Annotated in this window: 1 protein-coding gene; it reads left to right on the top strand. The window is 67.7% G+C overall.

What is annotated here, in order from left to right; genetic code table 11:
- Positions 1-263 (top strand): ABC transporter permease (locus tag ACLJNW_RS25885; protein ID WP_410961463.1); only part of this gene is annotated, 263 nt, incomplete at both ends.

The raw sequence follows: 263 nt of genomic DNA, 5'->3' as shown, positions 1-263 counted from the left end.
AATGGGTACCGATGCCGGCTATTTCGAGCACTACCGCTACGGCCGCGGCCAGGAACTGCAACTGGCCGAGGGCCGCGCCTTCGGCCAGGACCTGTTCGACGTGGTGCTCGGCGCCGAGGTGGCCGAAGCCCTGCACTACAGGCTCGGCGAGAAGATCGTGCTGGCCCATGGGGTGAGCACGGTGAGCCTGGTCAAGCACGACGACAAGCCGTTCACCGTGGTCGGCATCCTCCAGCGCACCGGTACCCCGGTGGACCGCACCC

It is taken from the genome of Salmonella sp. SAL4457, assembly GCF_046548235.1.
GTDB classification, from domain to species: Bacteria; Pseudomonadota; Gammaproteobacteria; order Enterobacterales; family Enterobacteriaceae; genus Salmonella; species Salmonella enterica.
Note: the sequence above shows the minus strand (reverse complement) of the source record. Positions and strands in the feature narration are given on the sequence as shown.